We start from the raw sequence: 13207 nt of genomic DNA, 5'->3' as shown, positions 1-13207 counted from the left end.
TCGTGTTGGGTGACGTCTTCTTTTTAAGTCCTGTTGCAAAAGCCTGCGCGGGTCTTGCTCTTCCAATTGCGTCGGTATTGATGTCTCAGATTTTAAAGGTCAGTTCGCCGGCTGGTTTGCCTCTAAGCATAGCAGTGCGTTGCGCTTTGTGGCCAATTCATTTGATCGAACTAATATTAGAAAAAGCTATATTGCATTCAGAGCCTAGCTCAAATTTAGCGTACTAATTTGCTGAAATCTCGCAGATACTCAATGCACAGTGACTGGGTTTCGGTCGGGGTCCAGTCGCGGCGGTAGGTCAGTCCAATGTCACGGACATGGCCTGAAAGTGGCACATCCAAAACCGCGATGGTGCCCAATGCCTCGTCCAGGTTGATTTGGTGCTGTGAGACTATTGAAACGTAAGGCCCCTCTGCAAGGACACCCCGCAACACAGCCATAGACGAAGAAACCACACGTACAGGAGATTGCGCGCGCTTATCAATTTGTAGCGTATCGAACAAATACTGGCCGGCTGGCGTTTCTTTGGGAGGAGCTATCCAAGGGAATTTAACCGTGTCGCCAAGCGTGACCATGCGCTGGTCCACCAAAGGATGGCGGGGATGTGCAACGATGGCTAAAGCATCTTGAAACAGTAATTCTTGTTCAATATCGTCTGCAGGGATTGGGTCTCTGAGCGCTCCGATCAAGCAATCAATATCGCCTTCACGCAAAGACCGCAGGAGCTCTGCATACCGTCCCTCGACAACACGCACTTGGAACCCTTCGACTGTGCTAACCATCGCATGAAGAGCCTTAGGAACAATGGCCGTTCGGGCCAATGGTAGGCTACCCAGAACAAATGTACCGCGTTCCTTGCCAGTTTCTCGGCTGATGTCCTCCACGGCTTGCCTCAGCTCACTTTGTGCCAATTTGGCCCCCCGCATGAAAGCATCTGCTGCGGCCGTTAAATGGACACCAGAGGGGCGAGCGATAAAAAATGGCAAGCCTGCTACAGCCTCCAAGTTGCGTGCCGTACGATGAACGGTTGGTTGGGATAACCCCAGTGAGCGGGCTGCCATTGTAAAGCTTCCAGTATTCGCAATCGCGATTAAATTACGCAATTGAGAAGCGGTTACTGCTAGCTCAAAAGTTTGACGGCGCACAGCCTTGTGACCCGCTTCACGCAGAGCATTTCTTGCCCCATCCCGTAAATGTTTCAGGGCGGCTTTTGTTCGGTATTCTACATGTATCCCGCACGATGTCAGGGTTGATCTCTGACGGTTGCGTATCAACAGCGCCGTGCCGAAATTAGCCTCAATACTGGCAACGGCCTGAGTGGCGGCGGGTTGCGACAAATGACACAGCTCTGCAGCCGTAGAAACTGATCCTGTACGAGCCGTTTCAACAAAAACACGCATGTGCCGAATGTTTGGAAAACTACTTTGCATATCGTCCCTATAGCTTTTTCCTATTTTAAAGACTGAATTCGAAATAGGCAATTCAAGAACATCCAAGGTAAGTACGATCGCAAAAGGTCTGCATGACCGATTGGAAGACAAGCAGAGAGGCTTCACACCATGTCCGACAAAAAAACTGCACTGGTCATCAGCGCGCATTCCGCAGATTTCGTCTGGCGTGCTGGTGGTGCCATCGCGCTGCACCAAGCTAAAGGTTATGAAGTCACTGTTGTTTGTCTGTCTTATGGAGAGCGTGGAGAAAGCGCTAAGCTCTGGAAACAAAAAGGAATGACACTGGAGAAGGTGAAAACCGAGCGGCGCAAAGAGGCAGAAAATGCAGCTGTTGCGTTGGGTATTAACGACATACGTTTTTTTGATGTGGGCGACTATCCCCTTGATCTGGAACGCAACACGCAAGACCGCATGGTCGATGTGATCCGCGAAGTACAGCCCAAATTCATGATGTCTCATTCCAAGTGGGACCCTTACAATACGGACCACATGCACACGACGCAGTTTGCATTACAGTGCCGGATGATTGCACAAGCCTGGGGCCATAACCCTGGCGAAAAAGTTTTAGGCGCACCACAGTTGTATCTGTTTGAACCCCATCAATCAGAGCAGATGGAATGGAAACCAACAACCTTTCTCAACATCACGGATGTCTGGGACAAAAAGTGGGCTGCGATCCAGTGCATGCAGGGTCAGGAACACCTATGGAGCTTCTACAAGAACGTGGCTGAAAACCGCGCCAACCACTTCCGCCGCAACTCAGGTGGGCAAGCAGGCGGTATCGCCGCCAAATACGCCGAAGGGTTCGAGACCGTGTTTCCCAGTACTGTGGATGAGTTGTAATGAGCTACCAGCCAGGTACCACCGGCATTGTCGTCCAGAATATTGATCGTGCTGAAATTTCAGTGATTGACGGGCTTGCAGCCTGCGGAGTTTCGACCGTACACGAGGCGCAAGGGCGCAAAGGTTTGCTGGCGGACTACATACGCCCAATCTATGCCGGTGCACGTATTGCAGGCTCTGCTGTGACAATCCTTGCGCCGACTTGTGACAACTGGATGATTCACGTAGCGATTGAACAGTTGCAGGCGGGTGACGTGTTAGTTTTGGGCACAATCACGCCTTCCAATTCGGGCTACTTTGGTGATTTGTTGGCCAGTTCGGCCATCACGCGAGGCTGTAGAGGATTAATTATCGATGCGGGCGTTCGCGATATCCGCGATTTGACAGAAATGAATTTCCCAGTCTGGTCCAAATCGGTGCATGCCCAAGGCACAATTAAGGAAACGTTGGGTTCTGTGAACGTACCAGTCGTTTGCGCGGATGCGTTGGTTAATCCTGGTGATATCATCGTGGCGGATGATGACGGAGTTTGTGTTGTACGGCGAGAAGAAGCGGCTGAAGTTCTGGTGAAAGCACAAGCGCGAGAAACGAATGAATCGGTGAAGCGCGCCAAATTTGAAGCGGGTGAATTGGGCCTGGATATCTATGACATGCGCGGAAGGTTGGCAGAAAAGGGCCTTAAATATGTCTGATGGCATACCATGCATGTGGATGCGGGGTGGCACCTCGAAAGGCGGATACTTTCTAGTGGATGATCTACCCACCGACCTGGCGGAACGTGATGCAGCATTGCTGCGGGCGATGGGATCCCCTGATGTGCGCCAGATTGACGGGATGGGCGGGGCAGATCCGCTGACGTCCAAAGTGGCGATAGTGCGTAAATCGACGCGTTCTGGTGTCCATGTAGATTACCTGTTTTTGCAGGTATTTGTAGATCGACCCATCGTGACAGATGCGCAGAACTGCGGAAACATTCTGGCCGGTGTTGGACCTTTTGCAGTCGAACGCAGGCTTGTTGCTGCCGATAATGGTGAGACACACGTGTCCATCTATATGGAGAATACTGGCCAGATTGCGATCGCAAAAGTGCAGACGCCTGATGGCGTTGTCAGTTACGAAGGTGAAGCACAAATCGACGGGGTGCCCGGGAGAGCTGCTCCAGTGTCACTCACCTTTCAGGACACGGCTGGATCTAGCTGTGGCGCATTGCTGCCCACAGGCAATGCTGTTGATGTGATAGAAGGCATCGAGGTCACAATGATCGACAATGGCATGCCCTGCGTCGTGATGCGTGCCGCTGATTTAGGGATCACAGGCCAGGAAGCGCCTGTAGACTTGGAATCTGATACGATATTGCGCAAAAAGCTAGAAAAAGTCCGCTTGGCTTGCGGCACGCTGATGAACCTCGGCGACGTGTCCAAAAAAACAGTACCAAAGATGACGATGGTTAGTGCGGCACAGCATGGCGGTGCCATATCAACGCGTACATTTATTCCTCACAGATGCCATAAGACAATTGGTGTTCTGGGCGCGGTCAGCGTTGCTACTGCGTGCCTAATTGAGGGCACGCCGGCTTACGATTTGGCGCAAACAGGGCATGGACATGAACGCAAAATTTCGGTCGAACACCCCACTGGTGAAATGACTGTTGTCGCGACTTTGAATGAGAGTGGAGCGGTTGTCGAGACCGCAATCCTGCGCACCATGCGCAAGTTGATGGATGGAAAGGTATTTGTATGACCAAGCAGAAAATGGATACCGATTGGCTGGTCTTTCATCCGAATCCGAAGATACCCGACTTTGTTCTGCCCGGTGGCGCAGTTGATGCCCATTGCCATGTATTTGGTCCGTCACCAGAATTTCCTTTTGCACCTGAACGGAAATACACCCCCTGCAACGCAAGCAAGGACGACCTGTTTGCCCTGCGCGACCACCTTGGATTTTCACGCAATGTCATCGTACAGGCAACATGCCATGGCAAGGATAACAGCGCGATGGTCGATGCCTGCCGGGTGGGCGGTGATTTGGCGCGCGGTATCGCAAGCGTTGGTGCAGATATCACACATAAAGAGTTGGCTGAAATGCATGATGCTGGCGTTCGTGGAGTGCGGTTCAATTTCGTCAAGCGTCTGGTAGATGCTACGCCCAAGGAAGCCTTTATTGCGATCGCCGAGAAAATTCAAGAATTTGGCTGGTCGATCGTGGTCTACTTCGAGGCCACCGATCTGGAAGAACTTGAGCCGTTTCTAAAACAACTGCCCGGCATCGTTGTGGTCGATCACCTGGGCCGGCCTGACGTCACCAAAGGAGTCAATCATCCGGATTTTACGCGGTTCATAGACTTTATGACCAAAAATGAAAATATTTGGACCAAAGTAACCTGTCCCGAACGATTGACGACGAGAGGTGCATCCTATGACGAAGTTGTGCCCTATTACCAAGCCATCGTTGATCGCTTTGAAGACCGCGTTCTTTGGGGCACGGATTGGCCGCACCCAAACATGAAATCGCATATGCCAGATGACGGCGCTCTGGTGGACTACATTCCACGCATCGCCCGCACACAAGAACAGATACACAAGTTGTTGGTTACAAATCCCATGCGATTGTATTGGACGACCTAACTGGGGTTAAAGCTGCCAATCAAAGATCCCAAGGTACAGCCAGGCTACATGTTGATCCGCGAAATTAATAATAGATCATGGGTGCAAACCTCCTGGTTCTTGTAACTTTTGGATGCGTGTGACGAAGTAACCCATGAGTGCAGACCGGCCACGAAATGCCCAAGACTACGGCTGCTTAACTTTCTCCTATTAGTGCCATTGGTATCTTAGCCCCAGGCTGGGTGGCGATTTGAGTTTCATAATCTTGTTCTTTGTCTGTCATACCCCAAAATCCGCTAGCCTCAGGGTTCTGCAAAACACCTTTCTTGATCTTGATATCCAGTTCGACAATTTCATCATCAACAGGCTCGATCTGCTTCAGGCAGCTCTTAATCATCGCGGTGACGATTTCTGGAGCATTGCCGAATTCTGATTGGCAGTGTTTTGCAAACGAGCGGCCATTGCAGTGTGCAGCGGCAAAATGATCTCATATTCCGTGAGTTCCGCCAGGACCACGTTTATTAGCTGAGTAAGTTGCCCAAAACATCTCTTTTTCTCAGCATATCATTGCCTAAGTTTGCTAATTCTCATCTTTCACATCTGCGGTGCACGCACAACTTTGCGATCAGATTCTACGATTGCCTCAACGTCGATGACGTTTTTGTTGTGGTGTTTTAAAAAGGCTTAAAAATAGTGTGCCGAGACGATATACCTCTTGGCCATGAGGCTAAGGCGCTTGCAGCACGTCAAATCCGCTGCTTACATAACCACAGATGAGCGATGAGCATTCAAAGTCGAAATGCCCTATGTCTTAAAACATATGATGACCAATAGGGTTAAAGTAGTTTGCTCGATCACCAACTCACAGCAATGAGCCAACTCTAAAGGGAGTATTCGCTGACTGCCTCTACTACTCTGAAGAAGTGAACAGGTTACTCAAGCAGCAAAAAAGAAGTATATCTTACTTAGCTACAGAGATTTTTCTTTCCCAGTCGTGTCATGCTCTTTGCGCATAACACTGAGGCCAGAATAGTCGATCAAATCTTTGATTGTAAGCTCTTCTTTTGTGCGCTTTTCAAAAACCTGAATGTATTCAATCATAGTGTTCGAATGCTCGCGCATAACGCCTTCGGCTCGCACAGCGTCGCCCTTTTGAATGGCCTCAAAGATCACTTTATGTTGTGAATTTCCAAGTTTAAGGCGGAAGTTGCTCCTCTCCTTGCCCTCCTTTGTGGACAGAACTTGCCGATCGAAAACCATGGCCCCAACCTCTAGCATCGGCATGTGACTGATACGACTACACGTAAAGCCGATAAAATCATTGCCGCAACATTCCAAAATCGTTTTGTGAAACACTGCATTCTGTTTTTGTATTAAGCGAATTGAAGCGTGATCCATCTTGCCCACTAAAATAAGCCTATCGATCTCTTCAATCGCCGCTTCCAAGATAGGAAGTGTGCTGAGTCGATCAGGCGATTGCGCCATGAGCCGCGCGGCGAGGCTTTCGAGGTGGCCGCGTACCTGCACTGCTTGCAAGACGTCATTTACATTTGGTGCGTTAACAAAATAGCCGCGCCCTTCGCTGCGTCGAATGAGCCCTTCATGCTCTAACATACGAAGAGCAAGGCGCACCGGCGTGCGAGAAACCTTGTGGGTATCGCACAAGCGCGCCTCGGAGATGCGTTCTTCTTCACCATAATTGCCGAGCACGATGTCATTGCGAATTCGCGCTGCAAGTTCTGTATCAATAGATTCCATAGGCCCATTCAGCCTATTGGGATCCCAAAGTCAACATTGCGACCAAAACTTATCGATTTTAAAATTTTGTGCTTGATTTGGGATCCATAATGGTAATTGTATAGGCTTCAATACACAGAATCTAGCGTGAAGCTGTGGCCTGCTCTTTTTTTGGGATCCCAAACCGGTTATAAAGTTCAGACCCATGCCAAGTAACGCGCGGCAAAAGGAGCCTTTTCATGGATGGTGGGACAGACAGTAAATCCTTGAAGCACTTTATTGCAGGGCAATGGGTCGATGCAGCGGCTGGTGCAATGTTCGAAGTGTTTAACCCTCTTGACGACTCGCATTATGCTTTTGCTGCGAAAGGAACGACCGAAGATATCTTCAATGCAGTGGCGGCAGCAAAGGCAGCCTTCACATCTTACAAAGAAACAACGCCAACCGAGCGCGAGCGCTGGCTCTTGCGGGTCGCAGAAATCATGGAAGCGCGTCAGAAAGATCTGGTAAATTGCTTGATCGACGAGATCGGCTCACCCGTGCAAAAGGCAATGTTTGAATTCACTAAAGGCTTGACGATGATCCGTGCCGCCGCCGGTTTGTGTCGCAATGTGCGTGGCGAGACGATCCCATCTGATCGCCCCGGTACGTTCTCGATGTCCATCCGTGAACCGCTTGGTGTTGTCGCAGTGATCACACCGTTTAATGTGCCACTGATAAAGACTACACGTTTGGTGGCCAATGCCTTGGCGGTCGGAAACACGGTTGTCCATCTACCCTCTGAAATGGCCCCTCATCTGAGTTTGATCTTCGCGGAGATCGTTGAAGAAGCTGGTATCCCCGATGGTGTGTATAATGTGGTAACAGGCATGGGCGCAGAGATTGGCGATGATCTGACCGGCCACAAAGATATCGATTTTTTGACGTTCACAGGCTCAACGTTGGTGGGTCAGCATATCAACGAGATCTGCGCCAAGAATAAAACGCCGAACACGCTGGAATTGGGCGGTAAAAGCCCCACGATAATCCTCGCAGATGCCGACTTGGACAACGTGATGCTGCTTGCCGCGCGCTCTGTCTTTATGTTCGCAGGACAAGCCTGCATAGCGTCGAGCCGTTTCTATGTGGAACGACCTTTATACGATGAATTCGTAAAGCGTTTCTCGATGATCATCCGCAAACTTGGTATGGGCGATCTGCGCGACCCGAATACTGTTATCGCGCCAATAATTTCGCCACGACAACGAGAACGAATAAAAAGCCATATCGACGACGCGCGCGCCAAAGGTGCAAATGTGATCGGCGGCGAATGGGAAGGTAATCGGTGCCAGCCGACTTTGCTCACAGAGGTATCGGAGGACATGACTGTTTGCCAAACGGAAACATTTGGCCCAGTCACTGCGATCTATCCAATTGAGAACTACGAGGAAGGATTGGAAAAAGCGAACGACACTGAATATGGGCTATCATCTGCGATATTCACCAAAGACATCGACAAAGCTTTCCACTTCGTGCGTAATTCCAAAGCGGGCATGTGCCACATAAATGGTCCAACCATTCACGACGAGGCCCATGTGCCCTTTGGCGGAAATGGCGAAAGCGGCGTAGGTCGCGAAGGCACGGACGCAGACATGGAAGCAATGACAGAACTCAAATGGGTTACGGTGCAATTATGACTTTTACACTTTATCATCACGGATCATCAGTATGCGCTGCTAAGGTTCGCTTTGCGATGGCGGAAAAAGGCATGAAATGGGAAGGTGTTTACATCGATATTCTTGCAGGTGAGCAATTCACACCCGAGTATCAAAAGATCAATGCGAAGTCGGTTGTGCCAACACTTGTGCATGATGACTTGGTTATCCCAGACAGTACTGTGATCATCGAATACCTCGATCAAATTGCACCAGAAAATTCTACTCATCCCAAAGATCCTTGGGAGCGCGCGCAGGCGCGCTATTGGACCAAAGCGGTGGATGAGGATCTGCATCCTGCTTGTGGCGCGATGACGTTTTTATGTTCGCACCGCCACACAGTTTTGCGCAAGCTTGGTAAAGAAGGAGCAAATAAATTCCTTGCCTCCACACCAGATTTTTCTGTCACATCTGATTGGAAGAGTTTCAAAGATGCTATCGTGCGCCAAGGCTTTGAGGCACCTGGAGCGTTGGGAAAAGTTAAACTTTACGACAGCTATCTGCACAAGATGGACAAAGCGCTGACTGGTAATGATTGGCTGGTTGGCAATAAATTCTCCATCGCTGACATCGCGCTGACACCCTACATCAATCGTCTTGCAATGATGTCGATGCGCGGCATGTGGGAAGGTGGACGTTTGCCCAATGTGGAGCGCTGGTTCGAGGCCATCGAAGCGCGTGAGAATTTCAAACCTTGCTTTATCGACTGGGTGCCCGAAGATCTCACGAATGATCTGCGTGAGAACGGGATCAAAAGCTGGCCAGAAGTTGCTAAGATTCTTGAAATTGAAATCTAGGAAATAGAGGAGGCTGACATGGGCCGACTAATTGGAAAAACAGCCGCAATCACTGGTGCTGCGCGCGGCATTGGCGCGGAATATGCGAAAAAATTGGCCAATGAGGGGGCCAACGTCATGGTGACTGACATTCTTGACCCAGCAGAGGTGGTGGCCGAGATCAACGCTGCAGAGGGTGGCCGTGCCGTTGGTATGATTGTGGATGTAACATCAGATGATGATCTGAATGCGATGGTCGCGAAAGCTGAAGAAGAATTTGGTGCGCTCAACATCGTTGTCAACAACGCAGGTCTCTTTGCAAACTTGGAACTGAAACCGTTTTTCCAGATCGATAATGACGAATTTGATAAGGTTATGACAATCAACGCGCGCTCAATTCACCAATCGACTAAAGCTGCGCTTCCTGCGCTGGTACGCGCGGGTGGTGGCAAGATTGTCAACATCGCCTCTGGTACGTTCTATTATGGCCCTCCTGGCCTATCACATTACACCGCATCCAAAGCCGCTGTTATCGGTTTGACCCGTGGTCATGCGCGCGAACTTGGTGAAAAGAATATTCAAATCAATGCAATAGCCGTTGGCCTAACCGAAAGCAGCTCTATTCGCGACAACAAAAAATGGGATCGCGCACGCGCTCCCACCGTTGATTCCCGTTCGATCAAACGCGAAATGGTGCCCGAAGATCTTCTTGGAACGCTCATATTTTTGTGCACATCTGACAGCGATTTTATCACTGGTCAGACGATCAACGTCGATGGCGGCAAGGTGAACCTTTAAACCTTATGTCCCAGCGCAAGAACATCCTCTTCATCATGTGCGATCAATTGCGCTATGATTACCTATCCTGTGCAGGTCACAAGACCTTGCACACGCCCAACATCGACTCTCTCGCAGAGCGCGGTGTTCGCTTTTCTAATGCTTACGTGCAGTCTCCGATTTGCGGCCCAAGTCGCATGAGTACATACACGGGGCGCTATCCATCTAATCATGGGGCGACCGCCAATTTCGTACCTTTGCGCGTGGGAGAACTTAACATTGGCGACCATCTCAAGCCTTTGGGAATTCGCCCAGTTCTAGTAGGCAAGACCCACATGATCCCTGATCAAGAAGGGATGAAACGTCTCGGCATTGACCCAGCGAGCCCGATCGGTGTGCATCATTCACAAATCGGGTTCGAACCTTATGAGCGTGATGATGGTATCCATCCCGACCTGGTTTTGAAGCCGAATGTTGCGTATAATAATTACCTCAAAGAACGCGGCTATGACGACCACGAGAACCCTTGGCATTGGGCTGCGAACTCGGTTGAGCGCAGGGGCGAAATCCGTTCAGGATTCTTCAATGATGTCGCGCAACTGCCAGCGCGGGTAAGTGAAGAAGACTCCGAAACACCCTATATGACCCGCCGCGCAATGCAATTTATCGAAGAAGACGATGGCGAAAAGCCATGGTGTCTTCACCTGAGTTATATCAAGCCACACTGGCCCTACATTGCACCTGCGCCCTACAACGATATGTACTCAGCGGCGGATGTTCAGGATGTTCACAGGTCTGAAACAGAACGCGAAAATACCAACCAACTTGCACAGCACTTCCAAGAACGGATTTGCGGGCAAACTTTCTCCAGGGAAGAGGCCCGCGAGACTGTGATACCTGCGTATATGGGGCTGATCAAACAAATAGATGATCAACTTGGCATACTTTTCGAGTTCATGGAAAAAAAGGATCTTATGAAGAGCACGATGATTGTGTTCACATCAGATCATGGAGAATATTTTGGTGATCACTGGATGGGGGACAAAGATTTTTTCCACGATCCTGCCGTTAAAGTCCCACTTATCATTTCCGACCCTGATCCGTCATGTGACAATACGCGCGGTAGTGTGCAGAACGCACCTGTTGAAGCAATTGATCTTGTGCCGACGTTTATCGAGTATGCTGGTGGAGCTGTGCCTAAGCACATTCTTGATGGTCGTTCCCTAATGCCTTTACTGCAAGGGAATGACGTGCCGTGGCGCGAATTCGTTGTTAGTGAATATGATTATTTTCAACAGTCCTTCAGCCCAAAGACAGGTCGCGCACCGCTCGAGTGCCGGATCTATATGATCAAGAATGATCGATGGAAATACATCCACGCACCCGGATTTTTGCCAATTCTGTTTGATCTAACAAATGACCCAGACGAATTTGTCGATTTGGGAAACTCAGATGATCACACAGATGCCCGGCAATATATGCACTACGCTTTAGCTGACTGGTCTTTACAGTATCGCCAACGCGAAACCGTATCAGAAGAACGGGCGGAGCAAATGGTCGGTCTTGAGGACAAGTTTGGCGTGCTTATCGGGTACTGGAATGAAGAGGACGTAAAGCCTCCAGCAACGGCTCCTGATTTCGAATCTGGGCCAAAAGCACACTAAACCAACACTAATAATAAGGTTTCTAGAAGGAATTCGACTGATGGCACATCTTGGCGAAGATATTATTGGAAGAAGCACTCAAACACCGTTCTTCAAAGTTGCAAATGCAGATGAGATTGGAATTCAAGCACCTGAAAATCGCATAGGCGATGCGGATCGAACATGGGTGCGCTCGTTGAGTGGTTTCCAGAAAGAGGCCTTGGTGCGCTCTGCCAAGACCGGCGACACATGGCGTTTTGTAAGTGATGAAGGACAGTACTTGAATGGCCATGACGCGGCTTGCTGCCCACTTGCGTTTCTGTCTTGCGGAATGGCTGCAAGTTACATGAACGAAATCATAGCGCTAGCTGAACAACAGGGTGTTGAGATCCGTAAGCTCAAGCTTATTCAGGATAATTACTATACTATGAAAGGCTCAATGATGAAGCGTACCATGGTAGGTGGAGCGGAAAATATTGAGCTACAAGTCGAGATTGATTGTGATCTCGATGATGCTGCATTGAATGATTTTTTGGTGAACGCTACCTATGCATCTCCACTCAATGGCTTGATGCGTGGGCAGATTGAGAGCTTGTTTAAGTTGAGCAAAAACGGCTCAGAGCTAGCGACCGCCAATGCTTTTGAATTTAGCGGCACGATACTGCCTGACCCCGGCGATCATTTTGCCAAAGCGATGCCTACGGATGCTACAGATGGCTTGATGACCAAGGTTGGACCAACACCAAAAAAAGATGTAAGCGGTGGTACTGCGACCAACGCGTCTTCCCTGAGTGATGAGCAGAACCGACGTCTAAATATTGGTGCGGTGGCTGAATTGCGAAAGGATGGAATTAAGCAAATCCAGCAGATGCAATACTCGCCCTATGGAACATCGTTCATGCTACTCAGTTCAGAAGATGGCCGCGCACCAGATGCGAATACTCTGATCTCTGCTGGCATCGGCTTTTGCTTTATGACGCAGTTCGGACGCTTCGTGTCGATGCTGAAACTCGACTTACCTGATTACCGCATCGTGCAGGACACGCACTTTAGCCTAGGTGGCGCGAGCGGTGGCACTGGCAAAGCAGGTAGTGCGGATCCGATTGAAACACATGTCTATCTTGAAACCTCTGAGAGCGATGCAACCGCGCAAGAGATGCTCGATATTTCAGAGAAGACGTGCTTTCTGCACGCCTTCTGCAAGACGGATTTGAAGACAAAGCTCAAGATTAAACGGATTGCATAAAATGCAAAAGTTCCTGAAATCAGACATTCCGATCTGGGTAAACGTCCTTCAAGTTCTGCTGACTTTGATCATGCTCGGTCAGGTCTACATGTATTTCTTCGATCATGATCTGCTTGCTGCAACAGGTGTCACGGTCAATGGGACGCCTGATTTGAATCTTGTCTATGAGATGGGTGGTCGCACGTTAACTATGGCTGCAGCGTCGATCTTTGTTATGATCACGCAAAATGCGCGGCAATTCCTTGTGGTGCTTTTCATGAACATTCTACGCGAAGGCACTGAGACGATTATCGATCCACTCTTCCCGATTGCAAATGCACCTGCTAGTCCGGCGATGGATTTTGGTATGCATGTTGTCGTAGTTGCGATTGAAATTCTGGCCTGTGTGGTGGTTTGGAAGCGCCTTAAGAAAAGCTCTCAAACGGGCAATTAAGCAG

General features: G+C 49.6%; 13 protein-coding genes. 10 read left to right on the top strand and 3 right to left on the bottom strand.

Annotated elements, in window-relative coordinates:
• Positions 1-215: 215 nt before the first annotated feature.
• Entirely contained in the window at positions 216-1400 is a 1185-nt protein-coding gene (locus ABLW18_RS02610) for a LysR family transcriptional regulator (protein WP_347823320.1), read from the bottom strand.
• 159 nt (positions 1401-1559) lie between these two features.
• Here ABLW18_RS02610 and ABLW18_RS02605 point away from each other — a divergent pair, with 159 nt between their 5' ends.
• The 4 genes from ABLW18_RS02605 to ABLW18_RS02590 are packed head-to-tail and all read left to right on the top strand — an operon-like array spanning position 1560 to position 4918.
• Positions 1560-2294: a PIG-L deacetylase family protein gene (locus tag ABLW18_RS02605; protein WP_347823319.1), complete on the top strand. Its 735-nt coding sequence runs from the start codon at positions 1560-1562 to the stop codon at positions 2292-2294.
• The gene (gene ligK, locus ABLW18_RS02600; protein WP_347823318.1) at positions 2294-2986 is read left to right on the top strand and encodes a 4-carboxy-4-hydroxy-2-oxoadipate aldolase/oxaloacetate decarboxylase; all 693 of its coding nucleotides are present in this window, start codon (positions 2294-2296) and stop codon (positions 2984-2986) included. The genes ABLW18_RS02605 and ligK overlap by 1 nt, the downstream gene beginning before the upstream one ends.
• A complete protein-coding gene (locus ABLW18_RS02595; RefSeq protein WP_347823317.1) occupies positions 2979-4034 on the top strand; it encodes a 4-oxalomesaconate tautomerase in 1056 nt (351 codons plus the stop codon). The genes ligK and ABLW18_RS02595 overlap by 8 nt, the downstream gene beginning before the upstream one ends.
• Positions 4031-4918, top strand: coding sequence for an amidohydrolase family protein (locus ABLW18_RS02590; protein WP_347823316.1), 888 nt, complete (start codon positions 4031-4033; stop codon positions 4916-4918). Before ABLW18_RS02595 ends, ABLW18_RS02590 begins: the two co-directional genes overlap by 4 nt.
• A 175-nt stretch (positions 4919-5093) precedes the next feature.
• Here the strand turns inward: ABLW18_RS02590 and ABLW18_RS02585 are convergent, their stop codons facing one another.
• Both ABLW18_RS02585 and ABLW18_RS02580 read right to left on the bottom strand, forming a co-directional pair.
• Positions 5094-5294, bottom strand: a complete 201-nt coding sequence (locus ABLW18_RS02585; RefSeq protein WP_347823315.1) for a hypothetical protein — start codon at positions 5292-5294, stop codon at positions 5094-5096.
• Positions 5295-5866: 572 nt separating this feature from the next.
• On the bottom strand, positions 5867-6655 hold the full coding sequence (locus ABLW18_RS02580) for a GntR family transcriptional regulator (RefSeq protein ID WP_044049491.1): 789 nt from the start codon (positions 6653-6655) through the stop codon (positions 5867-5869).
• A 218-nt stretch (positions 6656-6873) separates the two neighbouring features.
• On the opposite strand from ABLW18_RS02580, the gene ABLW18_RS02575 reads away from it, so the two are divergent.
• From ABLW18_RS02575 to ABLW18_RS02550, 6 genes are read left to right on the top strand one after another with little or no spacing between them, the layout of a single operon-like run.
• On the top strand, positions 6874-8310 hold the full coding sequence (locus tag ABLW18_RS02575; protein ID WP_044049490.1) for an aldehyde dehydrogenase family protein: 1437 nt from the start codon (positions 6874-6876) through the stop codon (positions 8308-8310).
• On the top strand, positions 8307-9125 hold the full coding sequence (locus ABLW18_RS02570) for a glutathione S-transferase family protein (RefSeq protein ID WP_236631403.1): 819 nt from the start codon (positions 8307-8309) through the stop codon (positions 9123-9125). The genes ABLW18_RS02575 and ABLW18_RS02570 overlap by 4 nt, the downstream gene beginning before the upstream one ends.
• An 18-nt stretch (positions 9126-9143) precedes the next feature.
• Entirely contained in the window at positions 9144-9902 is a 759-nt protein-coding gene (locus tag ABLW18_RS02565; protein ID WP_044049488.1) for an SDR family oxidoreductase, read from the top strand.
• A 5-nt stretch (positions 9903-9907) separates the two neighbouring features.
• Entirely contained in the window at positions 9908-11545 is a 1638-nt protein-coding gene (locus ABLW18_RS02560; RefSeq protein ID WP_347823314.1) for a sulfatase-like hydrolase/transferase, read from the top strand.
• A 40-nt stretch (positions 11546-11585) separates the two neighbouring features.
• The gene (locus ABLW18_RS02555; protein WP_044049486.1) at positions 11586-12770 is read left to right on the top strand and encodes an OsmC family protein; all 1185 of its coding nucleotides are present in this window, start codon (positions 11586-11588) and stop codon (positions 12768-12770) included.
• 1 nt (position 12771) lies between these two features.
• Positions 12772-13203 carry a hypothetical protein gene (locus tag ABLW18_RS02550; RefSeq protein WP_044049485.1) on the top strand — a complete coding sequence of 144 codons (432 nt, stop codon included), beginning with the start codon at positions 12772-12774 and terminating at the stop codon, positions 13201-13203.
• The last annotated feature ends 4 nt before the right edge of the window (positions 13204-13207 follow it).

This window comes from uncultured Planktomarina sp. (genome assembly GCA_943788425.1).
In the GTDB taxonomy this organism is placed as follows: Bacteria; Pseudomonadota; Alphaproteobacteria; order Rhodobacterales; family Rhodobacteraceae; genus Planktomarina.
The sequence above is the reverse complement of the archived record's forward strand: the minus strand, read 5'-3'. Positions and strand labels throughout refer to the sequence as shown.

Coding starts and splice junctions, on each gene's coding strand:
- ABLW18_RS02610 (WP_347823320.1), bottom strand. CDS start 1,400: ATGCGTGTTTTTGTTGAAACGGCTCGTACAGGATCAGTTTCTACGGCT.
- ABLW18_RS02605 (WP_347823319.1), top strand. CDS start 1,560: ATGTCCGACAAAAAAACTGCACTGGTCATCAGCGCGCATTCCGCAGAT.
- ligK (WP_347823318.1), top strand. CDS start 2,294: ATGAGCTACCAGCCAGGTACCACCGGCATTGTCGTCCAGAATATTGAT.
- ABLW18_RS02595 (WP_347823317.1), top strand. CDS start 2,979: ATGTCTGATGGCATACCATGCATGTGGATGCGGGGTGGCACCTCGAAA.
- ABLW18_RS02590 (WP_347823316.1), top strand. CDS start 4,031: ATGACCAAGCAGAAAATGGATACCGATTGGCTGGTCTTTCATCCGAAT.
- ABLW18_RS02585 (WP_347823315.1), bottom strand. CDS start 5,294: ATGATTAAGAGCTGCCTGAAGCAGATCGAGCCTGTTGATGATGAAATT.
- ABLW18_RS02580 (WP_044049491.1), bottom strand. CDS start 6,655: ATGGAATCTATTGATACAGAACTTGCAGCGCGAATTCGCAATGACATC.
- ABLW18_RS02575 (WP_044049490.1), top strand. CDS start 6,874: ATGGATGGTGGGACAGACAGTAAATCCTTGAAGCACTTTATTGCAGGG.
- ABLW18_RS02570 (WP_236631403.1), top strand. CDS start 8,307: ATGACTTTTACACTTTATCATCACGGATCATCAGTATGCGCTGCTAAG.
- ABLW18_RS02565 (WP_044049488.1), top strand. CDS start 9,144: ATGGGCCGACTAATTGGAAAAACAGCCGCAATCACTGGTGCTGCGCGC.
- ABLW18_RS02560 (WP_347823314.1), top strand. CDS start 9,908: ATGTCCCAGCGCAAGAACATCCTCTTCATCATGTGCGATCAATTGCGC.
- ABLW18_RS02555 (WP_044049486.1), top strand. CDS start 11,586: ATGGCACATCTTGGCGAAGATATTATTGGAAGAAGCACTCAAACACCG.
- ABLW18_RS02550 (WP_044049485.1), top strand. CDS start 12,772: ATGCAAAAGTTCCTGAAATCAGACATTCCGATCTGGGTAAACGTCCTT.